19 protein-coding genes are annotated in these 23,504 nt (G+C 49.0%); 12 read left to right on the plus strand and 7 right to left on the minus strand.

Annotated elements, in window-relative coordinates:
- Positions 1-382: 382 nt before the first annotated feature.
- From MHB43_RS07580 to MHB43_RS07610, 7 genes are all read left to right on the plus strand, one after another.
- Positions 383-1,381: an ABC transporter substrate-binding protein gene (locus tag MHB43_RS07580; RefSeq protein WP_091033535.1), complete on the plus strand. Its 999-nt coding sequence runs from the start codon at positions 383-385 to the stop codon at positions 1,379-1,381.
- Complete coding sequence (locus tag MHB43_RS07585) at positions 1,378-2,424, plus strand: iron ABC transporter permease (RefSeq protein WP_221819228.1); 1,047 nt, start codon at positions 1,378-1,380, stop codon at positions 2,422-2,424. Before MHB43_RS07580 ends, MHB43_RS07585 begins: the two co-directional genes overlap by 4 nt.
- A complete protein-coding gene (locus MHB43_RS07590; RefSeq protein WP_221819231.1) occupies positions 2,421-3,233 on the plus strand; it encodes an ABC transporter ATP-binding protein in 813 nt (270 codons plus the stop codon). Before MHB43_RS07585 ends, MHB43_RS07590 begins: the two co-directional genes overlap by 4 nt.
- A gap of 45 nt (positions 3,234-3,278) precedes the next feature.
- Positions 3,279-4,400, plus strand: coding sequence for a nicotinate-nucleotide--dimethylbenzimidazole phosphoribosyltransferase (gene cobT / locus MHB43_RS07595; protein ID WP_405131639.1), 1,122 nt, complete (start codon positions 3,279-3,281; stop codon positions 4,398-4,400).
- Positions 4,397-4,957 (plus strand): bifunctional adenosylcobinamide kinase/adenosylcobinamide-phosphate guanylyltransferase, encoded by a 561-nt coding sequence (cobU, locus tag MHB43_RS07600; protein WP_405131640.1) that lies wholly within the window; start codon positions 4,397-4,399, stop codon positions 4,955-4,957. The genes cobT and cobU overlap by 4 nt, the downstream gene beginning before the upstream one ends.
- Positions 4,954-5,844 carry an adenosylcobinamide-GDP ribazoletransferase gene (gene cobS / locus MHB43_RS07605; RefSeq protein ID WP_405131641.1) on the plus strand — a complete coding sequence of 297 codons (891 nt, stop codon included), beginning with the start codon at positions 4,954-4,956 and terminating at the stop codon, positions 5,842-5,844. The genes cobU and cobS overlap by 4 nt, the downstream gene beginning before the upstream one ends.
- A 125-nt stretch (positions 5,845-5,969) precedes the next feature.
- Positions 5,970-7,514: a cobyric acid synthase gene (locus MHB43_RS07610; protein ID WP_405132405.1), complete on the plus strand. Its 1,545-nt coding sequence runs from the start codon at positions 5,970-5,972 to the stop codon at positions 7,512-7,514.
- 126 nt (positions 7,515-7,640) lie between these two features.
- On the opposite strand, the gene MHB43_RS07615 is transcribed toward MHB43_RS07610, so the two are convergent.
- Positions 7,641-9,341: a methyl-accepting chemotaxis protein gene (locus MHB43_RS07615; protein ID WP_405131642.1), complete on the minus strand. Its 1,701-nt coding sequence runs from the start codon at positions 9,339-9,341 to the stop codon at positions 7,641-7,643.
- Positions 9,342-9,693: 352 nt separating this feature from the next.
- On the opposite strand from MHB43_RS07615, the gene MHB43_RS07620 reads away from it, so the two are divergent.
- The 3 genes from MHB43_RS07620 to MHB43_RS07630 all read left to right on the plus strand — a co-directional run bounded on the left by MHB43_RS07620 (position 9,694) and on the right by MHB43_RS07630 (position 12,709).
- A complete protein-coding gene (locus tag MHB43_RS07620; RefSeq protein WP_237176479.1) occupies positions 9,694-11,091 on the plus strand; it encodes an L-cystine transporter in 1,398 nt (465 codons plus the stop codon).
- A 375-nt stretch (positions 11,092-11,466) separates the two neighbouring features.
- Positions 11,467-12,150 (plus strand): queuosine precursor transporter, encoded by a 684-nt coding sequence (locus MHB43_RS07625; RefSeq protein WP_221819238.1) that lies wholly within the window; start codon positions 11,467-11,469, stop codon positions 12,148-12,150.
- 205 nt (positions 12,151-12,355) lie between these two features.
- Positions 12,356-12,709, plus strand: coding sequence for a hypothetical protein (locus MHB43_RS07630; protein WP_339182993.1), 354 nt, complete (start codon positions 12,356-12,358; stop codon positions 12,707-12,709).
- Between the two features lie 284 nt (positions 12,710-12,993).
- Here the strand turns inward: MHB43_RS07630 and MHB43_RS07635 are convergent, their stop codons facing one another.
- A complete protein-coding gene (locus tag MHB43_RS07635) occupies positions 12,994-14,082 on the minus strand; it encodes a Xaa-Pro peptidase family protein (RefSeq protein ID WP_221819242.1) in 1,089 nt (362 codons plus the stop codon).
- A 261-nt stretch (positions 14,083-14,343) separates the two neighbouring features.
- On the opposite strand from MHB43_RS07635, the gene MHB43_RS07640 reads away from it, so the two are divergent.
- The gene (locus MHB43_RS07640) at positions 14,344-15,555 is read left to right on the plus strand and encodes a sorbosone dehydrogenase family protein (RefSeq protein WP_221819244.1); all 1,212 of its coding nucleotides are present in this window, start codon (positions 14,344-14,346) and stop codon (positions 15,553-15,555) included.
- A gap of 440 nt (positions 15,556-15,995) precedes the next feature.
- Here MHB43_RS07640 and MHB43_RS07645 read toward each other — a convergent pair whose 3' ends face one another.
- Positions 15,996-16,727: an MBL fold metallo-hydrolase gene (locus MHB43_RS07645; protein WP_339182998.1), complete on the minus strand. Its 732-nt coding sequence runs from the start codon at positions 16,725-16,727 to the stop codon at positions 15,996-15,998.
- Positions 16,728-16,783: 56 nt separating this feature from the next.
- Positions 16,784-17,326, minus strand: a complete 543-nt coding sequence (locus MHB43_RS07650) for a hypothetical protein (protein ID WP_339183000.1) — start codon at positions 17,324-17,326, stop codon at positions 16,784-16,786.
- A 104-nt stretch (positions 17,327-17,430) separates the two neighbouring features.
- Here MHB43_RS07650 and MHB43_RS07655 point away from each other — a divergent pair, with 104 nt between their 5' ends.
- Complete coding sequence (locus tag MHB43_RS07655) at positions 17,431-18,294, plus strand: SDR family oxidoreductase (protein ID WP_405131643.1); 864 nt, start codon at positions 17,431-17,433, stop codon at positions 18,292-18,294.
- 12 nt (positions 18,295-18,306) lie between these two features.
- Here the strand turns inward: MHB43_RS07655 and thrS are convergent, their stop codons facing one another.
- The 3 genes from thrS to MHB43_RS07670 form a co-directional block, all read right to left on the minus strand.
- Positions 18,307-20,307 (minus strand): threonine--tRNA ligase, encoded by a 2,001-nt coding sequence (gene thrS / locus MHB43_RS07660; protein WP_405131644.1) that lies wholly within the window; start codon positions 20,305-20,307, stop codon positions 18,307-18,309.
- A gap of 472 nt (positions 20,308-20,779) precedes the next feature.
- On the minus strand, positions 20,780-22,540 hold the full coding sequence (locus MHB43_RS07665) for a sensor histidine kinase (RefSeq protein ID WP_405131645.1): 1,761 nt from the start codon (positions 22,538-22,540) through the stop codon (positions 20,780-20,782).
- Entirely contained in the window at positions 22,537-23,298 is a 762-nt protein-coding gene (locus MHB43_RS07670; protein ID WP_405131646.1) for a response regulator transcription factor, read from the minus strand. The genes MHB43_RS07665 and MHB43_RS07670 overlap by 4 nt, the downstream gene beginning before the upstream one ends.
- Positions 23,299-23,504 lie beyond the last annotated feature (206 nt).

Raw genomic sequence — 23,504 nt, forward strand, 5'->3', positions numbered from 1 at the left:
TTTCGGGCTATTCTATGCGCATGGACAACCCTTGGTTGAACATGTACAGATCGCCATATGCGAGACGTCATCCCTGATCCTGGACGTATGGATTGGGGATTTTTTATTGTTCATGTAAAAAAACCGAACTTTTACACGTTAACGAAGAGTGCAGAACCGATCTGAAGAAACGGAGTGTTCGCCTTTATCCCCGGATTTTCCCTTTCGAAAAGGGAATCAAAAAAATCTGGGGATAACAGCGATCGGAAGATGGTACTGCAATCGGAGTGGACTTGTGTAAAATGGATGGGTTTTACTTGTACAGGAACACCAAGACATGGGGAATAAGGGTTCGAGCACGATGCAAGAAAATAGTACAAATAGAGAAGGGGAGAATAACAGAATGAATTTCAAGAATTGGAAAAGCGTAGCGTCACTGCTAAGTGCAGCGGCACTTGCACTGGCTTTGGCCGGATGTGGCAATGCAACAACAAACGAGGGCACAGGTACTTCACAGCAACCGGCACAGGAGCAGTCCCAAGGCCAGGCGCAGACGGACCTCAAAACACAATATCCACTGACCGTTACGGATGCAACGGGTGAATCGTTCACATTTGAAAAGGCACCAGCCAAAATTGTATCTGTGTCTCCGGCTGAGACGGAATCCCTGTTTGCCCTTGGATTGGACGATCAAATCGTTGGTGTATCCGACTATGACGATTATCCGGAAGCGGCAACAACCAAAGCTAAAATGGGCGGTATCACCAAGCCTAATGAAGAGTCCATCATTGCAGCTGAAGCCGACATTGTCTTCACTGGTATCTCGATGAGTGAGGATGCGGTGAAAAAGCTGCGCGAACTGGGCATTACCATTTTCAAAACGGATCCTAAATCCATTGACGATGTGATGAATAATATCGAAACCTTCGGTAAAATTACCGATCATCAGGAAAAAGCTCAGGAGATCATCACACAGATGAAACAGGATGTGACAGATGTAACCGAAGCGGTGAAGGCAGTTAAACCGGAAGAGAAGAAAAAAGTATACGTTGAGTTCTCCCCAGGCTGGACTGTGGGTAAAGGCGAATTCATGGATGAACTCATCACTGTAGCCGGTGGTAGCAATATTGCTTCCGACAAAGAGGGCTGGTATGAAATTAATGAAGAGAACGTGATTGCCTCCAACCCGGATGTGATCTTGTATGCCAATGATGTAATTGACGAAAACTCCAAAACACTGGATCAGATCATCAAGGCGCGCAGCGGCTGGGATCAAATTACGGCTGTGAAAAATGACGCGGTTATTGGCCTGGATGCCAACCTGCTGAGCCGTCCGGGTCCACGTGTAACTCAAGGGTTGAAAGAAGTAGCCAAAGCGATCTACCCTGACTTGTTCCAATGAGTAAAAAGCTGATCCTGTTCGGAACGACGGGCATGGTGCTGCTGGTGCTCACCGTGCTCATCTGCACGGGCATTGGTTCAGTAGCGTTGCCGATCCGGGATATTGCAGGCATCCTGATTCACAAAATCCCCTGGGTGGGCGATTGGATTACACCGGATTGGAATAAGGCAGCCGAACAGATTATCTGGAAAGTCAGATTCCCACGTGTACTGCTCGCCGTGCTCGTGGGCGCATCGTTGGCGATTGCCGGTGCGGGATTCCAGGGGGTTCTTCGGAACCCGCTGGCAGACCCGTTCACGCTTGGTGTATCATCCGGTGCTTCGGTGGGTGCAGCCTTTCTGATTTTCTTCGGATTGCAGTATGCACTGATTGGGATCTGGACGTTGCCTTTGATTGCGTTTTTGACGGGTGTAATCACGTTATGGTTTGTTATGGCACTGGCTCGTGAAGGGCGTAAAATACCTACACATAGCCTCATTCTGGCTGGTGTGGTCATGCAAAGTTTCCTGGGCGCAGTTGTTTCCTTCCTGTCGACCATGTCGAAACAGACGATTAATGAAATTATATACTGGACGATGGGAAGTCTGGCTCTGCGTGGGTGGTCGTATACGGCCATCCTTTTCCCGTATTTTCTGTTAGGGCTGGTCTTTCTCTGGAGCCGCGCACGCTCGTTGAATGTGCTTGCACTGGGAGAACGTCAAGCCGCACATATCGGGATCGGAGTGGACAAGCTCAAGCTGTCAGTGCTAGCAGTTGGCACACTGCTGACCGCAGGTGCTGTCTCGGTATCGGGTGTCATCGGATTCGTTGGGTTGGTGATCCCGCATATGTTGCGGCTGCTGGTGGGGCCGGATTACCGACTGCTGGTACCTTTGTCTGCCATTGGTGGAGCGATCTTCATGGTGTGGGCCGATACCATCGCAAGATCGTTGTTGGCGCCAACTGAAATTCCGCTTGGTGTCGTCACCGCCTTTGTTGGTGCGCCGTTCTTTGCTTACCTGCTGCACCGGAACAAAAAGTTGCAGAAGGGGATGATGCCATGAATTCCAGTAACAGTTCCAACTCGACTTCACTTATCTCCATTAAGGGAGCAGGGAAGTCATATGGCAATCATCAGGCACTGCGCAATGTAGACTGGCATGTTGGCGAAGGTGACTGGTGGGGAGTTGTCGGACCAAACGGCAGCGGCAAGTCCACCTTGATTCAGCTTATTGCCGGAACGGAACAGTTAAGCGAAGGTCAGATCCATATTGATGGTCGAGACATCGGCTCTTACAGCCGTAAGGACCTGTCGCGCATGATCGCTGTATTGCAGCAGGATGGCTTGCCAGCTATCTCCTATCCCGTGCGAGACGTGGTGGAGATGGGGCGATATCCGTACCAGAACTGGCTGGGGCGGGAAAAGGGTGATGGAGCACTTGTGGTGGACAGGGTGCTCGAAGACCTGGGATTGACAGAGCTGGCGGACAGACCGCTGGATGCACTCAGTGGCGGACAACGGCAGCGGGTCGCACTAGCCAAAGTTATGGCTCAGGAGCCGAGGTTACTGCTGCTGGACGAGCCGACCACGTTTCTGGATATTAAATATCAATTGCAATTCATGGAATTGTTATCGGCATGGCGACAGAGGACTAACATTACAATCGTGGCTGTGCTGCATGATCTGAATCTGGCCGCGTTATTTTGCGATCACATTCTGGCGCTGCGTGAGGGATTGACGGTTGGAAAGGGCACGCCTCATACGTTAATCAACGATGAGAACATCCAGGACATATTTCGCGTCAAACCCGCGATTGTCTCCCATCCCGACCATGCCATACCTCAACTGCTGCTGCGGCGGGACATCGATTAAATGAAGCGGGGCAACCCATATTTTGATGAAGGAAGTGCTGGTTGTATGAATAATGAACAGGTGTTGGAGCATCTAACAAGTAAGATTACTGCTCTTGATCAGGAAGTCGCGGCAGAAACCTCTGCGCATGTGGATTCGTTGACGAAACCGCCCGGGAGCCTGGGCAAATTGGAAGAGCTGGTGATCCGCCTGGCAGGCATGACGGGCAATGCACGTCCGCGTTTTGATCACAGAGCGGTCATTGTCATGGCCGCAGATCACGGCGTAGTGGAAGAAGGCATCAGTGCTTTTCCTGCTGAAGTGACCCCGCAGATGGTCCTGAATTTCCTTGCTGGAGGCGCTGCGGTGAATGTGCTTGCTCGTCACGCCGGAGCTGATGTGATCTGTGTGGATATCGGTGTGAATGCCGATCTTGAACATCCGGACCTGCTTTCCCGTAAAATTCGCAAAGGCACGGCCAACATGGCCCGAGGTGCAGCGATGACCCGGGATGAGGCAGTCAGCGCTATCCTTGCAGGAGCCGAAGTTGTAGCGGCAGAGGTGGCGAAGGGAACTCAACTGTTTGTCACCGGGGAGATGGGAATTGGCAACACTACCGCAAGTGCTGCGGTAATGAGCGCGTTAACCGGAGTTGCACCAGCTGCCGCCGTTGGGCGAGGAACCGGAATTGATGATGCAGGCTTGCAGCGCAAGGCTGCTGTAGTCAGCCGGGCGCTTAGCGTAAACGCACCGAACCCGGAAGATGCACTGGATGTTCTGTGCAAGGTGGGTGGACTGGAGATTGCCGGGCTCACGGGGGTTATTCTCGCGGCTGCTGCTCATCGTTGCCCGGTCGTTGTAGACGGGTTCATCTCTACCGCGGCAGCGCTGGTTGCGAGACAACTCGCACCTCTGAGTACAGCTTATATGATCGCTTCACATACGTCACACGAAAATGGACATGGAGCGCTGCTGCGTGAACTGGACCTGAAAGCGATGCTGGATCTGGACATGCGTCTGGGTGAAGGCACAGGCGGCGTGCTTAGTCTTCATCTGATTGACGCAGCTTGTCTCATTCTGAACGAGATGGCTACCTTTGCAAGCGCGGGTGTCTCAGACGGGGCAAGCCATGCTTCGGACTCCGCAGCGTCGGTTGATTCATCCCTGCAAGGAGAGAGTTCCCGATGAGCGTACTGGTGACAGGCGGCGCACGCAGTGGCAAAAGCTCCTTTGCCGAGCGTCTCTGCATGCAGCGTTCCTCGGAGGCCTGGTATGTGGCGACAGCTCAGGCGTACGATGATGAAATGCGTGAGCGTATCGCCATGCATCAGCATCAGCGCGAGGCATCAGGGTATCTGTGGCACACGATGGAAGAGCCGATACATCTGCCTGCTTTGATAAGCCGTATGGGTGAAGGGCATACAGAGACTTCTGCACCCACCATTCTGGTGGATTGCCTGACGCTGTGGCTGACAAATGTTTTGTTAGCGCATGAGCATGACGAGAAGCAGGTGTTACAGGGACATTTGGATGCGCTGGTTGAAGCGATTCGAACCTATCCCGGGTTACTTGTTCTGGTTACGAATGAAGTGGGGGACGGGATCGTACCGGAATATGCCCTTGGCAGGAAATATCGGGATTTGGCCGGTATACTGAATCAGCGCATTGCGGCGATATGCGGTGAAGTGTTTCTGGTGACCGTAGGCATTGCGATTGAACTAAAAAGCAAGGAGTACCGCTTATGAAGGATGGCACGCCTGCTCCTCAGCGCAAACATGCGGCGGCAGCCGCTTTTCAATTTTTGTCCCGTTTCCCTGTCAAAATGCAAATCGATTTTGTCCCGCCGCTGCTGAGGGAAAGTGTAGTCTTTTATCCGCTGGTCGGTGCTGCAATCGGTCTGTGTGTCTGGCTCTTGGGAGCCTTAAGTGGTGCAGTGCTTCCGGCCTTACCGGCTGCCGTCCTGACCCTGACGTTATGGGTATGGCTCACCGGAGGACTCCATCTTGACGGATGGATGGATACAGCGGATGGCTTGCTCAGTTATCGTACCCGTGAACGGATGCTGGAGATTATGAAGGACAGCCGTGTCGGGGCAATGGGCGTGATCGCCTGCGTGTTGCTTCTGATGATGAAGGCTGCGCTGATCGCCGATTTTATTGCCCGGGGCCACTGGGTGTACGGTGCGCTGCTGATCCTGCCCATGATCTGGAGCCGCTGGTTCATGGTGTATGCAATGTCGGCCTGGCCGAATGCGCGCGAAGATGATGGACTTGCCGTATTGTTCAAAGGTCTGGGTGAGCGGAAGGAGGTCCAGCGTGCACGAAGTTCAGCTGTGGGCCTGACCTTAATCGCAGGGGCAATTACGTTTGCCGCGGTGTGGCTTTTCAAGCCGGATATGGGGATTGCGGATGCGATGGTGAGTGGTCTGGGAACACTGCCATGGTGGCTATACCCGGTGGTGGCAGTTATTATTCTGCCTGTGGCGTGTTATTATATCGGCCGATTCGTGGCTGCCCGGATCAGTGAACGGCTCGGCGGTTTAACCGGGGATACGTATGGTGCCATGAATGAGCTGCTGGAGGCGGCTTTGTTGACTGTGCTGAGTGTGCTACAAGGACTGTTCTGGCTGTAACTTTTGAAGTATGGAGCAGTTTGGAAAACGTTACGCATGAGGTTGGGAGCAAGGTGATCTGGATATACACGGAGACAGGGGGAGAGAGCGTGGAAGATAGGCTATCACAACCAGCGGCGGTACTGATGCTGCAAGGAACGGCTTCCGATGTGGGCAAAAGTGTCATCACAACGGCATTGTGCCGGATTTTTAAGCAGGATGGCTTCAAGCCTGCTCCGTTCAAGTCACAGAATATGGCACTGAATTCCTATGTGACGGAAGATGGCAAGGAGATTGGTCGGGCCCAGGGGGCACAAGCTGAAGCCTGCGGTATTGAGGCGACAACCGATATGAACCCAATCCTTATCAAGCCGGTGCGGGACATGCATTCGCAGATCGTGGTTCACGGTGTACCTTTTTCCCAGATGAGTGCATCGGACTACCGTCAGCATTTCCTGCCTCAAGCAAAGCAGACGGTTATGGATGCGTTGAACCGGCTACGGGATACCTATGATATTGTGCTGATGGAAGGAGCGGGCAGTCCGGCCGAGATCAATCTGAAGGACCGGGATATCGTCAACATGAATCTGGCAGGCTGGGCCGATGCGCCGGTGATTCTGATCTCCGATATTGATCGGGGCGGAGTGTTTGCTTCCATTGTAGGTACGCTGGAGCTGCTGGAACCCCATGAGGTGGCGCGTGTCAAAGGGTTCATTATCAATAAGTTCCGCGGTGATCTGTCCCTGTTGCAACCAGGACTCGACTGGCTCGAAGAACGGACAGGCATTCCAGTATTAGGGGTATTGCCTTACATAAGAGATATTCAGATTGAAGCAGAGGATTCAGTGGTGCTGGACTCCATGCGTCATGGAAAATCCGGCAAAACCGATCTGGATCTGGCGGTGATCCGATATCCGCGAATTTCCAACTTTACAGACTTTGATGCACTTTCCCGTGAACCGGATGTGAATGTGCGTTACGTGACCTCGCCAGAGGAATTGGGCAGTCCGGATGCCATTCTTCTACCGGGTACGAAGGATACCATAGGTGACCTGGCATATCTGCGTGAGTCTGGGCTGGAGCAGGCGATTGCCAGTCAGACCGAGCGTGAGCATCTTCAGCTGGTAGGAATATGTGGCGGATACCAGATGCTTGGACGACATTTGAAGGACCCGTTTGCTGTGGAGGCGAATCAGATCCAGGAAGCGACGGGACTGGGCTGGCTTCCTTTATCCACAACGTTTCTTCAGGAAAAGCAGACAGTCAGGGCTTCCGGACGAGTGCAACCTCAGAATCCGATTCGGCTGTATGGTGAACCAGATGTGGAGGTATCTCCATTACCCATTAACGGATATGAGATTCATATGGGTGTTACGGAGTGCCACGAGCCTGAACGGGTAACCGCGTTGTTTGAAATCTCACATCCAGGTGGTCAACCTTTCCAAGAAGGCTGGGGCTCAGTAGATGGCAGCGTGTGGGGAACCTACCTGCATGGTTTGTTTGAAAGTGATCAATTCCGACGTTCGTGGCTGAATGCCTTGCGTGCAGGAAAGGGACTGGCTCCACTTCAGGAGACGTATAGTGCGCATGAACGTAAGGAGATGGAGTTCGATCGGGTAGCCGAATCGTTGCGTTCGGCATTGGATATGAAGCGCGTGTACGAGATTATGGGTGTTCAGGCACCCGAGTGAAACAACAATACCCCCATGTCTGACAACCCGTTCTCTAGAAACGGAATGTTAGCGGCATGGGGGTATTGTATATCCTATGATTATATGAGGTTTAAAACAGGTGATGATAGGTTAATGGTTAACCTGTTAGTTTATTTTGAAATTTTTCATGGCGGATTGAAGCTCTACAGCTTGTTCATGCAGATGACGAACTGTATTCGAATGGGAATCCATCTCGCTGAGCTGCAGGTCTGCTGTTGAAGCAATCTGTAACATGCTCTCACGAGATTTGGTCGTAATCTGTGCCGTTTCTTCAACGGACGCACTCACTTCTTCAGCACCAGCAGATACTTGTTGTGTAGAAGCCGAGACGGTCTGAATGGTCAGATTCACGTTCTGAATCAATTCATTCAGTTGCTGGAAGGCTGATCCTGCTTGTTGAACGACAGTAGTGCCTGAACCAATCTCTTGGGTTACACGGTTCATGGCGTCAACGGAGCGTTCAGCGTCTTCACGAATGGTACCCAGATAATCCGAAATTTCTTCGGTGGCTGTCTTGGATTGCTCGGCAAGTTTGCGAACTTCTCCAGCAACGACAGCGAATCCGCGGCCATGCTCTCCGGCACGTGCTGCTTCGATGGAGGCGTTGAGTGACAGCATGTTAATCTGTTTGGTGATCTCAAAAATGGAAGCAACAATGGTGCCGATGGCTACCGAACGTTCATTCATGGTTTCCACATAACGCAACGATTCGCTTGCTGTCTGGCCTACACGCTCCATCTGCTCAATGGCATTCTGAGCCAGTCGGTTACCGTTAACTGCCTCGTTGGCTGCTTCACTAATCTGGTCAGACACTTCAGCGGAAGAAGAAGCAATATGCATGATACCTTGCGTAATTTCTTCCATAGCTCTGGCGTTCTCGGATGCACTTGACGCAATGCTGATGCTGCCTTTTTCTGCATCTTCTGCGGAGCGGCTGGAGTTTCGAACCATACCGGACATCGATTCAACCCGCTGAAGCAGGTCATTGGAGCCTGATACAACTTCATTGGACGTGGACAAGGCACGGCTAATCATTTCTTTCAGGTTATGCGTCATCGTCTGGAAGCTAGCGGCAAGCTGGGCAATTTCATCTTTACCTTTGATCTCTAGTTTAGCGGTCAGATCACCTTGGGATATTTGTTTGCTATGTTGGACGAGCTTGATGATTGGTTTGGTAACTCTTTTGATCATACTAGTGGAGATAAGCCAGCCGAGCACAAACACTAATGCTGTAATCCCCAGACACAACCAGAAAATCTGGGTAATCTTATCTTGAATGAACTGGGCATCCATGCTCACAGCCATAATCATGTTACTTCCTGCAATGGGAATAAAGGCTGCTTTATGTACACCAAAAGAATCGGAGTAGACCTCACTGATTACCATTTCTTTGTTCTCAATAGCTGCATTCATTGCGGGTTCTACACTAATCTCATCCTGGGCTTTCATGCCTGAGGAAGAGTTGGCCACAACCACTTTGGCTGAGCCATCTTGAATAGCAACAACATAAGCAGCATCCAGATTATGTTCTTTTGCTTTATCTGCCAGATACGATTCCACGGTCATGGCAGCACCTTCAGAACCAGCTCCGCCACTCTGTACCTGTAGAATTTTGGATGCTGAAGTATTTTTGTATATATCCTGAATGGACGTGTTTAGGACTTTGTCAAACTGCGGGAGCACGTAGCTTTGAATAATATTCATCGAAACGGCGTAGAAACTGATACTGAACAACAGGGAAGCAACCAGCAGAACGAGGAACAAGGTGCCTCTGATTTTACCGGCAACGGTGCGATTACGAAACATATGATCATCCTTTCACGTCAAGTTCATCAACATTGTCGCTTTTCCGTATTCATAAGACCTATCTACCAATGAAGAAAGACCTAAATTATACATTGAGAAAACTTGGGAATAAGCGGATATACCTATATTACAAAATTAACCGGAGGTTGAATAGAACAATTTTCACGATTTGGTGTATTTTTTTCAGAAATACATGAATCTATTACATGCATATTACATAATATCAATTAATACCTACCAGAATAGTTTGTTATATGTTATATTGTAAAATGTCTTTGTCGGAAGTACAAAAGATAGAAGAGAAAACCGGATATGTTCCGGTTACACACATGCCTGAGGAGGATTTAAAGAAATGGATACTTTTCTAGTCATATTGAATGTAGTGGTTATGCTTGTTTTACTTGGCATCCTCTACTGGATGCAGAAAAAGCATATCTCCTTTACGAAACGCGTATTTGCGGGTCTGGGACTGGGGATTGTTTACGGGGTTATTCTTCAATTGGTGTACACATCAGGCTCTGATGTAGTTACAAAATCAGTCGATTGGTTCAATCTGGTCGGTTCAGGATATGTTCGTTTGTTACAAATGGTCGTGATCCCATTAATCATGGTGTCGATCATCTCAGCCATTATGAATCTGAAGGGCAAGCAAAATCTCGGCAAGATGAGTGTTTCCATTATTGCCATTCTGTTGATCACCACAGCGATTGCCGCAGGTGTCAGCATTGTAACGAGCCTTGGCTTTAACCTGACTTCCATTGAGATTCAAGGAGGAGACCGGGAGAATGCGCAGATTCAGAAGGTGGAGGAACGGCTTGTTGATGTGAAGGATCAGACAATCCCGCAGCAAGTGCTGGAATTCATTCCTTCGAATCCATTTGCAGATATGACAGGAGAACGTCGTACATCCACACTGGCGGTGGTTATCTTCTCCGCGTTCATCGGTGTAGCCGTACTTGGACTGGATCGCAAAAAACCTCAGCAGGCGGAGACGTTCCGCGGTATGGTTAATGCGGTATATGCGGTGGTTATGCGAATTGTTACGCTGGTTCTGAGGCTTACGCCTTACGGGATTCTAGCACTGATTACAAAGGTAACGGCGACAACCAATGCGGAAGAGATATTAAAGCTCATCAAATTCGTCATTGCGTCCTACGTGGCCCTCATCGTGATGTTTATTATTCACCTGATCATTATCTCGCTGTCCGGGTTCAACCCGATTACGTATTTGAAGAAGGTGCTGCCAACACTGGTATTTGCCTTCACATCCCGTTCAAGTGCAGCAGCGATCCCGCTGAATGTGGAGACACAGACGAAGAAACTCGGCGTATCGGACGGCATTGCGAACCTGTCTGCAAGCTTTGGTGCTACGATTGGGCAAAACGGCTGCGCCGGGATCTATCCGGCCATGCTGGCGGTGATGATTGCTCCGACGGTCGGCATCGACCCGCTGAGCTGGGACTTCATTGTGACTTTGATCCTCGTAGTCATGATCAGTTCGTTTGGTGTGGCTGGCGTTGGCGGCGGGGCAACCTTCGCTTCCCTGATCGTATTGTCCACCATGAATCTGCCTGTGGCTCTGGTTGGACTGCTCATTTCCGTGGAGCCGCTGATCGACATGGGCCGTACAGCGCTTAACGTGAACGGGTCCATGACTTCTGGACTTGTAACCAGCAAAATTTTGAAAGAAAACGATCGGGACACGTTTAACGATCAGAGCCGTGAGCTGGATTCTGCGGCTCAGGCTTAATTACAGAATGGATTAGATAGAAACTCACATTAAGATAGCTAGAGCCGTCTACAAATCAAGTGAGAAAAGCCGTCCTTCGGAGGAATCCGGAGGGCGGTTTTTTTACGGCAATCAAACTATGCTGTGCACAGTGGTGAAGCAGTCTTCTTTTTCTATACACGGTGCAAGGGCAATAGAGGTAGGAAAAACTAGTATGGTCGAGAGGGACACGGGAGGAGTATAGGCGGGTTCGTAGTCACTCAGGCACACTTGGAGTTATTTAGTTCTGTTCATGGGGCGAGAAATGTGATAGAGTATTCATGTTTTGGCCCTGAGCCAAACCGCGGTTCGTAACCATCCCGCGTAATCAAAACTAGGAAGGCAGTGTATGTATTTATGTTTAACTTAGGGTGGGGAGCAGTTTTTGTTCTCGTAACTTATGGATTTTTCCTGTTGTGTTACCGCTTGTTCGGTAAAAAAGGTCTCTATGCCTGGATTGGTGTGGCTACGGTTATAGCCAACATTCAGGTGACCAAAACGATAGATATTATGGGAATCGTACTGACGTTAGGCAACACGATGTATGTCAGCATGTACCTGACCAGTGATCTGCTCAATGAGAAATATGGACCAGGTGAGGCACGCAAAGCCGTATGGTTCGGTTTTTTCACGTTGATTATGACTACGGTTCTGATGCAGATGGTGTTGTTTTTTGAACCGGCACCAACGGACTTTGCACAGGATTCGATGAAAACATTGTTTGGTCTGCTGCCACGTCTGGCCCTCGGAAGTCTTACGGCATACTTCATCAGTCAGTTCTTGGATGTACGATTGTACTCCTGGTTACGCAAGGTAGCCCCAGGACGCAATCAGTTGTGGATACGCACCAACGGTAGTTCGATCATCAGTTCATTCGTGGATACACTGGTGTTCTGCGCGATCGCGTTTGCGTTCATCTACCCTTGGGATGTTTGGCTGGAAATCTTCCTGACGACGTATATTATTAAATTTGTATTAACTGCGGTTGGAACGCCGTTTCTGTATGCTGCACGCAGCTTTAAGTTTAAGGATGAGGCTTAGGCAATATTCAAAGAGTATCATTTAAAATCACCCTTTGCACAGTCAATTGTAATTCGGACTCTGCAAGGGTTTTTTTTATAGAAAACAGACCCGAAACAAGAAAAATCCTTTTTACATTTTCATGAAAAAGTTATAATATTAACAACCTGTCGTTATGAGCGTGTATCATTAGCCAACGATGATTTCAACCAAAGGGGAATCGAACATGTACTCTACACTGCGTTATACACTGGAAAGCAATGGCACAACCTACGAGAATGATAGTATTAATGCCTCGTTATTGGTGGAGTTGATCTCCAATCTGGAATTGCATGAATACGTAGTACTTAAACCTTCGGAGGTGGTGGAGGGAAGTATGTATATGCAGGCTGCTGCGCTTGAGGAACCAGGGCAAATGGTGGCAGAGATTCGTTTGCAGGAAGGCGAGGACGGTTTCCGGCATTACAGCTACAGCACAACAGATCCAACCGGGATTATTCAATGGTTTCTGGATTACTGGGGGAAGCAACAGCTGCCACAGCTGGAGTCTTGGCAGGATATCACGCAAGAGTTTGGTTAATGGTAAATGAGTGAGCAGGAATAAGATTACGTAGAATGCAGACGGAGTAATCTAGGATATGCTTTGTATTAATTACAATCCCGCAACCCATGATATTCATGGATTTGCGGGATTTTTGTGTTCGCGTGTGTACTTTTCTGTATACAGGCCTGAGGCGTACGCAAAAGGAGTATATTATTTAGAAGATACAGTTCAGCACAGTTTGGTGCAGTTTAGTTCATGATGCATAAATATCGGCTGAGCATTGATGTATATGGGCTATTTTTGACATAGATCCAATTACATTAGTCGGTAAGGATTTGCAGTTCTTTTGGATATGTTGTCAGAACTTCCACACCCGTCTCGGTCACAATTACATCATCCTCAATGCGGACGCCGCCTGCTGCGGTATATATGCCCGGTTCAATCGTGAATACGGTACCTTCATTCAGGATGTCCATATTCTCTCCATGGAGAGAAGGATACTCATGTACGTCAATACCGAGTCCATGGCCTACTCTATGCATAAAACGTTCGCCGTATCCCGCTTCTTCCGTGACCTGGCGTGCTGCACGATCCACTTCAGCGCAGGTGATGCCTGGTTTCACGATTTGGATGGCAGCTTCGTTCGCTGCGAGCACGGTGTTATAGATGGTTTTGAGTTCAGGTGAGATGTCACCAAAAGCGAATGTACGCGTGATATCCGAAGCATATCCACCGGCATAGACACCCATGTCAAACATCAACAGGTCACCATGTTGCAGTTTCCGTTCACCTGGTGTACCGTGTGGCAGACCTGTTTTGGGTCCCGTGAGCACCATGGTATCAAAGGAAGGACCATCGGCACCCAGCTTTTTCATCTGATACTCCATCTCGGCGACAAGCTCGATCTCAGTTACGCCTGTACGAACATGAGAGAGTCCTTGACGCAATGTTTCTTCAATCAGATGAATGGCATGGCGAATGCGGGCTACCTCATCAGGTGTTTTTTTCACACGTAATGTGCGAAGCAGGGGGCCAACATCTTCAAAGCTGGCAGCACCCAGTGCGGCGGTCAGTTGCTCATAACGTGCGACCGTCACGTACTCTTTTTCGAGACCTACTCGACCCAAGCGCCCTTGATAACGTTCGAACAAAGCGTATGGATTATCCGTATCCGTGTGAGTGGCAATGTTGGATACCGAGGAAGCGGCAGCGGCAGCTTCAGCATCGAGCGCAGGTACAATCAACAAGGGCTCTTCGCCGCGTGCGAGAACCAGACCTAGGAAGCGTTCATGCGGATTGCTCGCAAATCCGGTTAAATAGTAGATATGTTTTGGATCTGTGATCAGCATGGCGTCCAATCCTTGCCCGGACAGATCGGCTTCAAGACGAGATAAAGGGTTTTGATTCATAAGTGTAGTTGTCCACCTTTCCATTCATACTATCCTTCTATTATAAAAGATTATGATGGAATTCCAAACTGCGGTGATTTCATGTCCTCGGAATACCTTGAATTCTCGGTTTAAGCGGCTGGTGTGAAGGGTAATACAGGGCGAAACCGCTTTACAGATGAATAATAACACCTCAACTATAGAGAAAAAAACATTAACAATACGTTAAGCATGACTTATTTATTTTATACAAAAGAACGATATACGAAGGGAGATGTTATCATGAATAATCGAGTAACCGTTCCGCTGTATGCTTCATTATTAAGTGTAGCACTGTTAACCGCGTCATGTTCTTCAGGCGAACCCTCAACGGGAGGAGCAGAGCAGACGCCTCAGGGACAGGGAGCAGGTCAGGGACAGACAGCGAATGGAGGCAATACCGGTGCAAGTGGGAATGAGAGTGGAGCGCAGGGGGAGACGGTTATTCCGTATCAGACTTCCGTTCTGGTTGAAGGATTGAATGCACCGTGGGAGATTGTGAGTGTGCCTGATGGTCGGATGTTTGTAACGGAACGGCCTGGTGCGATTCGGGTCATCGAGGATGGAAAACTAGCCCCTGAACCACTGATTGAATTCTCAGCCCCGTTTAATGAAGAAGGTGAAGGAGGTCTGTTGGGTCTGGCAGCTGATCCGGACTTCGAGGAGAACGGTTATCTGTATGCGTACCACTCCTATCTGGAAGACGATGACATTGCGAATCGAGTGTTACGCCTCAAGGTGAATGATGGCAAAGCGGTCATAGATCAAGAGCTGCTTGGCAACATCCCAGGCGGAACAAATCATAACGGTGGGCGGATCAAAATTGGCCCGGACAAGTTGCTCTATATCACGACAGGTGAACGTTATGAACCGGAACTGTCACAGAACAAAGATAGCCTTGGCGGTAAAATATTGCGGATTGGTCTCGACGGATCGATCCCGGCAGACAACCCATGGCCGAATTCACCTGTATACAGTATGGGACACCGCAACGCACAGGGACTGGCATGGAACCCGGACAACGGTTATCTGTATTCTACCGAGCATGGGCAGCGGAATCACGATGAGATTAACCGGATTGTAGCTGGAGAGAATTATGGCTGGCCTGAGGTGGAGGGAGACGACGATGGCAACGACGCATATCAGGCTCCGCTTGCACATAGTGGGAATGATACATGGGCGCCGTCTGGTGTAGCTTTTGTAGAAGAAGGTCCTTGGGCTGGATCTCTGATTGCTGCGAATCTGCGTGGAGAGCAGTTGCTGAAGGTTACTCTTTCGGAAGATGGCACACAGGTGAAGAAGGTGGAACCCCTCTTCGAAGATGAATGGGGTCGAATTCGCAATGTGAGTGCTGGCGAGGACGGGAAGTTATATGTGCTTACGAACAATCGGGATGGACGAGGATCGCCACGAGATGGAGATGACAAGCTGATAGTGCTTACTCCGGAGAGTTAAGTCTGGAGTCAGGGGAGATAAAATCAGTGTTGCAGGACAGTGTCGAACCGGATTGGTATCCCCGTAAGGGTGAGGATGAAGTAAGTTTAAAACGAACGGTTACCACTCAACTTGAGTCAAAGCCCTGAAGTGCCCTGAATCTGAATCGCATTCAATAAAATTTTTCTAACGAACCTGACGCACCTTGAATAGAGGTTTGGTGGCGTTCGTAGTCTGAGATTCATTACAAACAACTCCAGTGCAGTAGTAGATGCACATGGTTAATTAATTAAAGGAGCTGTCCCCGTCAAATTCATGACATTTGGGGACAGCTCCTTGATTGTAATCTATGTGTCATCCTAATCTTGAATGAGCTACAACGCACAATGCCGCACGAAGAGAAACAGCGTTAATAGGATGCTTGTGTCATTCCAAAAATACTCACAGCTCCACGTTCTTTACTACTCTGCGCTCTCCGCAAGTGTGGCAATACGCTGAGTCGGATCATTTGTGTACTCTCCACCGTGATAACAGAGAACCTTATTGAGCTTAAGGTTGGTCAGTTTCTTCAGGCTTCGCAGCGCTTCAGGCATGTCCGGTGTCGCTTGTGGTGCAGGGCCAACCAGTTCATCATCGACCACACGAAGTTCATCGGCAGCGAGCAGGAACTGTTGCTCCCCGAAATACAGGCAGATATGACCTGGCGTATGTCCCGGTGTATGAATGACCTGTGTACCACCTTGAAGGGGTAACAAGTCTCCGTCCGCCAGAGTTCTACTAATGTTCACTTCAGGCAGCTGCAAGAGCAGTTGGTCTGCCAGTGCCAAAACGGGCGCGGGCAGCAGAGCACGACGTTCAGGCGTGAATTTGATCAAAGGTTTCTCACCGGTTAGATATGGAATCTCATCGGCATGTGCCCAGATTTCAAGATCGGGAATGGCATCCAGAAGAGCGCCCAAGTTACCGATATGATCAATGTCCTGATGGGTAATAATCACCCGTTTGACGTCCGCGAGCTGCACGCCCTCATGTTCCAATGCGGATTGAAGTTCGGCAAATTGTCCAATCATGCCCGTATCCATCAGGGTAACGCCATCTGCATCACGAAGCATGACGGGGAATATGGGGCTGTTCCCGGAAGGTGTGGGAATCTGGAGATTTAGCACAGTAATCGAAGTTGTTGGATGGCTCATGGTTATCCGGACCGTAGTCCGGTACACCTCCTTTTCTTTTTTAGCAATGATTGTTGTTATTCAGGGCGATTGTATTTTAAGTGTTTTCTATATTTTTTAACGGTATGGAGCAGCGCTTCGAACGTTTCTTCTTCATTACTGCCATCTTTAACGATGGAGACAAACGAGAAGTTATCATGAACAAGTTTGTTCCTCGTCTGATACACCAGACTAAGGGCTTCAGCGAAGTGTTCTTTTTCGGATTCCAGAGCAATGAACTCTTTACTCAGTTCGGACTGAATAATCTCCATGTTGGAGCGTGCACGGTAGGCAGGAGTTTTCATCAGCTGGGTCGAATTAAACTTTTTCTGATATACGTCTCTGTACAGTTGATGTAACATTTGTTCAATAATGGCGCATAATTCGATGACCAGTGAAGCATATCTTCGGTTTTTGCGTTTTCGGGTGAGCTCACGTGTTTCTTCTTTGTCCAAAATACCGTATTTTTCATACAGCGTAGAATCAACGTTCTGCAAGATTTCCTGATATTCCTGTTCGAGTAGTGCGATTTCAAGTTTGGCTTGTTTTTTAACTTTTTTAAAATCTTCTTTGGTCAGCATACTTGTCCTCCCATGGAAACCGAGATGTGATCCTATCATTATCTCATATTGTCCGTCGTCGCGCCTCTAATTTCGGAACCTCAGGTTCAGAAGGGAAGTACCTCATGTCCAATCAGACAGCAATTGTAACAGGAGCTAACTCGGGTATGGGGTTGGCAACCACCATTGAACTTGCAAGACAAGGATATCGCGTAATCATGGCATGCCGCAGTGAGAAGCGCGGACAAGAGGCTCTTCAGGAAGCTGTGCGTCAGTCCGGCTCTTCTGCGATTGAATTGATGTTGTGTGACCTGGGTTCACTCGAAAGTATACGCCAGTTTGCCCGCACATTCCGCGAGCGTCATGATCGCCTTGACGTTCTGGTTAATAATGCGGGGGTAGTGATGGTTAAGCGGAAGGAAACCTCAGATGGGTTCGAACAAAGTATCGGTATTAACCATCTGGGACATTTCCTGCTGACTTTACTTTTGATAGAACCTCTGAAAGCTGCGAAGCAGGGACGGGTGGTAAACGTTTCGTCAGGTGCTTACAAGGCCGGCAAAATCCACTTCGAAGATCCACATCTGCACAAAGGTTATAATCCGATCAAAAGTTATGCTCAATCCAAATTGGCTAACGTGCTGTTCACTCGTGCACTGGCTCGCAAACTGTCAGGTACATCTGTCACAGTGAACTGTCTACACCCTGGTGCGGTGGGAACGAGTATTGGCGTAGATCGCAATACCGGATTTGGCACACGCATTATGGCGTTTGCAGGTAAGCTTCCATTCTTTCTGTCCCCTGAAGAAGGGGCACGAACGGCTGTTTATCTGGCTACAAGCCCTGAAGTCGTCGGGATCACCGGGCGTTACTTCTATCAACAGAAAGAGCAGCAGCTGAAGAAACATGCCGTTGATGATGCTTCAGCTGAGCGTTTCTGGACATGGAGCGAAGAACAGGTCGGGCTAAAGCCTGACGAGAAGTTGTGATGCGGATGTGGTTCAGACTTTTGCCTTCACAGCTTGTTGGATCATTTCAATAACAGCTTCAATACGTTGGATGCCTTGATCTCCCTGACCGTATGCACGGACAGAGGCGGATGAGGCATTTTTCTCATTCTCACCAAGTACGAGCGAATAAGGCACTTTTTCCATCTGGGCTTCACGGATTTTGTACCCGAGCTTCTCGCTGCGCAGATCTGTTTCTACCCGAATGCCCGCAGCCCGGAGCTGGCTCTGTACTTGGAGCGCATAGTCTGCGTAATGATCTGACACAGGCAGCAGCTTTACTTGCACAGGTGCAAGCCAGAGTGGGAATGCTCCTGCATAGTGCTCAGTCAGGATGCCGATGAAACGATCGATGGAACCATAGATGGCACGATGGATCACGACCGGACGGTGTTTCAGACTATCCTCGCCAATATAAGTGAGGTCGAACTTCTCCGGCATTTGAAAATCAAGCTGGATTGTTCCGCACTGCCAGCTGCGCTTCAGCGCATCGAGGATATGAAAGTCAATTTTCGGTCCATAAAAGGCACCGTCCCCTTCGTTAATGCGATATTCCACGCCTCGACGATCCAGAACATTTTGCAATGCACGTTCCGCCTGATCCCAAAGCTCTTCCGATCCCATGGAATCTTCCGGACGAGTGGACAATTCAATCTTATATTCGAATCCAAAGATGTCGTACATACGTCCAATCAGTGAGATCGCCTGATTAATCTCGTCCTCGATCTGCTCTGGCATGACATAGAGATGGGCATCATCCTGGCAGAATGTCCGCACACGCATCATACCGTTCAGGGCACCTGAGAATTCGTGGCGGTGAACCTGACCAAATTCCATCATGCGAATTGGTAATTCGCGATAGGAATGGAGTGTATTTTTGAAGATCAGCATGTGCCCAGGACAGTTCATCGGTTTCAGTGCAAAAGTCGCATCGTCCACTTCCGAGAAATACATGTTGTCCTTGTAATGCTCCCAATGGCCGGATTGCTCCCACAGCCGGTTGTTCATCATGAGAGGAGTCCGAACCTCCTGATAACCTTCCTGTAATTGCAGCTCACGCGAGAATTGCTCCAGTTCAGTGCGAACAGTCATGCCTTTGGGCAGATAAAAGGGCATGCCGGGCGCTTCTTCGGAGAACATGAACAGTTCAAGCTCTTTGCCAAGTTTACGGTGATCCCGTTTCTTCGCTTCTTCAAGCATGTGCAAGTGTTCATCCAGTTGGGCTTTGTTCGGGAAAGCAGTGCCGTAGATGCGTTGCAGCATCTTATTATCCGAGTTACCCCGCCAGTACGCACCAGCTACATTCAGCAGCTTGAACGCTTTGATCCGACCAGTGGATGGAAGATGGGGACCGCGACACAGATCGAAGAACTCTCCTTGATCATAGATCGAAAGTTCGGCGTCCTCTGGCAAATCCTGAATGAGTTCAAGCTTGTAGGGGTCCTGAATTTCTCCGAAGATACGGAGGGCTTCTTCCCGGCTAACGACCCGCCGACTGATCTTTTCATTTTCCTGAATAATTTTGTTCATTTCCCGCTCGATGGCAGCCAGATCACTGATGGACAAGGCATGCTCCAGATCAACATCGTAATAGAATCCATCTTCAATGACTGGGCCAATGCCCAGTTTCACTTGTTCTGCACCGTAGATGCGTTTGAGTGCCTGTGCGAGCACATGTGCTGCGCTGTGACGATAACGATACAGACCTTCCGCACTGTCCAAAGTAACGATAACAAGTTCGCAATCTTGCTGGAGCACCCAATCGAGATCGACATTTTGACCATCTACAATACCGCCAATGGCCTGTTTTCCCAGGCTTGTGCTGATAGATGAGGCAACCGCACCTACAGTGATGCCTGCTTCGTAAGAACGTACCGCGCCACCTTGCAGACGGACCTCAATGGAATGGCTGGATTGTTGAAGATCATTTGCTTGGTTGTTAATTTCGTTACCTGATTTGTTGCTTGCTGAGTTACTGTTTTCCTGTTTGCTCATGTGAACCACTCTCCATTTCTTAAAATGAAAGCGCAAAAAACACCCGTCCCGGAAAAGGGACGAGTGCGCTTGGCTCGTGGTTCCACCCTAATTTGGTTATGGTGCACCCTGATCTCGACCAGCCGTCGTGAACAGGAAACATCATAACCCTCATTGGAATCCGTTATCGGGGATCAGACGGTGGACTCTACTGGCAGCATGCCGAACATCCGAAGGAGGTCCGAAATGCTGAGGTTGGAGGTCACGGCTGCAGAGGGGTAATTCCGGTCCGTTCGCTGAAGAAGGTTTCACCAATCCCCTCTCTCTCTGGGCAGCACGCAAACGAAATCATGTCTCTGGTCATCGCCAAATATGTTAGATCAACTCATTAGAATTATTCTGAAATATGTTGCATTCAATATCAATATATTGGAACAGGTGTTGTTGAGTGTCGATTATATAGACTGAAAATGGAAAGGTCAAGTGGAACATTTTAATTGGTTTCGGACGGTCCATCCCATATTAAGCGAATGATCGTTCCTTCACCAGGGGTGGACTGTACCTCAATACGACCATTCATGGCTTCGATCAAACCTTTGGTTACCGCCATGCCCAGCCCTGATCCAACGTCCGATGTACCAGTATCTGTACCGCGATAGTATCGTTCAAATAACTTCCATACCGTCTCGGGGTCCATGCCTCGTCCATTATCGGCAAATTGAATGCTGAATTCATCTGCCTGCTTACCAGAATGCACACTGACAATAAGGATGGACTCGGGTGGATTATGAAGAAGAGCATTGGCAGTCAGATTATCCACAATTCGTTCAAACGACGGAATATGGACAAGTCCATACACAGGCACTTCGGAAGGTTGGAATAGGATGCGACCTTCCCCATATGCAGGATTCCGTTCGGCGCGCTGGATCAGATCACGAAGCAACGCATTTACGTCAGTCTCTTCAACCACAGGTTGATATCCTCCGCTGCGTAATCGATAGGTCATGGCAAGGTCGTTGACAAGCCTGTCCATATACATGGACTTATCGAGCATTATGCCTGCGAATTCCCTGACTTCCTCCGCGGTCCAGCTATACTTATCCGCCTCAAGCATATGAGCATATCCCTGAATGGAGGAGAGGGGTGTCTTCAGGTCATGTGTTATGCCAGCAATCCACTCCTCGCGTAGTGAATCGGTCTGTTTCCGAAGTTCTTCATCTTGTTTCAATGTGTGAGACAAGGCCTGCATGGAGCGGAGCACCTCAGCATAAACGTGATATTTCCGTTTCCATTTTCCGTTACGACGCTGGCTGCGAGGCACTCCTAAAGCTCCGGTGGGTTCCTCGTAATGCCCTCGCTCCAGACGCTGTAACCATTGGAGCATATGCAGCATGGGTGAGCCGAATCGATTGGCATACCAGAAGGCAAGCAAGATGAGCAGAATGATGATGGATACAATCAATACAACCAATGCCGGTTCCAGAATAAAATTGTAGGGGTTCTGATCAGTGTTCACCGCTGGATCACCAGGGATGCTAATCAGCCAGGTAGTTTCATTTTGTTCGTCGTACCACGTTGCAACAGACATACCTGATCGACTCGGATAGCGAACTTGCAGAACAAGTTCCTGAATGGTGTATTCGCTAGGTACGCCCATGTCCGGTTTGTTATAGGAGGAGAGCTCGCGTCCTGACGCATCCAATACTTGAAGATAAGCATTGGCGGCACGGAGGGCCTCCTGTTGGTCGGTCTTAAGATCAAGCTTCCCGTTGGTGAAAGCAAGGTCTGAACGAATCTTATTCATTAAGGACTTGGCCGGGTTACTCTCACCATATAACAAGGTGAATTCCTTCCCGTTTTTCTCCCGGATTAGCATGATGATTTGATAAGGGAAGGGCTTTTGGCTTTCCCAGTATGCAATCAATTCTCCCGGTTTATAGTGAGTAGGAACATCGGCCGGGGTGTGGTATGCATCTATGGCGTAACCTTGTTCATCCAGAACTTGCAGCCAGCCTTGATATTTATCTACTTGCTTCAGCAATTCGGGGTCATATCGGATGGTATCATCCGGCATGATCTCTGCTGTATTAATTAATTGGTCCAGACCGTTGGCAGCAAAATCATCTACCAGATTCACTTCATTTACCTTTTGCACGACCCAGTAAGTGGCTACAGACCCAAGCAGGATGATAAGAACAACTGCACCGGCAAGCATCCCGATAAACCGGGTCATTAACCTGCGACGAATACTCATGGGCGTGACACATGTTCCAGCTGAATCAGTTTGTAACCCAGACCCCGGACGTTGACGAGAAACACCGGATTGGAAGGATCGGCTTCAATGCGCTCCCGAATGCGGTGAATATGAACCATCACGGTATTATCATCACTAATGGCTTCAGAGCCCCAGACTCGCTCATAGAGGTCTGATTTGGTGAAGATTCGATTGGGATGTTTGCAGAAAAAGAGTAGCAGTTGAAACACAAGTGCCGGACAGGGTACGGGCTCACCTTCAACCCGAAGTTCACCAGCCCACTCCAGTACCTGGAATCGTCCAAAATCGTACACGCCTTCCGATGTGCAGCGAGATGACGTATTTACGTTAGATGGGTTGTGATCCGAGATCGCTGCGGTTTTAGAAGGTAAATAACGCTTCAGTAATGATTTAATTCGAGCAACCACTTCCAGAGGATTAAAGGGTTTGGCAACATAATCGTCGCCCCCAACGGCGAACCCGGTTAATTTGTCATAATCCGTTGTTTTGGCCGTCAGAAACAGGATGGGAGCATCGGTGACCTGCCGTAGAAAAGGACAGATTTCCAGTCCGCTTTTGCCAGGAAGCATGATGTCGAGCACGATGCAATGATACGTCTTGTTGTTGCATGCCTCAATGGCAGCTTCGCCTGTTGTAACGGTATCAATATCGAGAAACTGCTCTTTGAGCAGAACGGTTTTGAGCATATGCAGAATAGCCTGTTCATCATCCACAAGCAGTAATGAGACGTTATCCATAGTTTAAAAATGACCTCCTGATCCTTCCGTTGTGTGTATTGCTAATCATACCATCCAAGAAGGCTGTATAGTGTATGAGCTATCTTAACGGAATCTTAATTATGCAGCCTCAAAAGGCGTTGCAAGTTTAACTACATGTAAGATGGGGTTAGACGAAGGATAAGACTCATTCTGTACACTTAACTGGAAAGTATAACGATTAACGG

It is taken from the genome of Paenibacillus sp. FSL H8-0317, from assembly GCF_045040685.1.
Taxonomy (GTDB): Bacteria; Bacillota; Bacilli; order Paenibacillales; family Paenibacillaceae; genus Paenibacillus.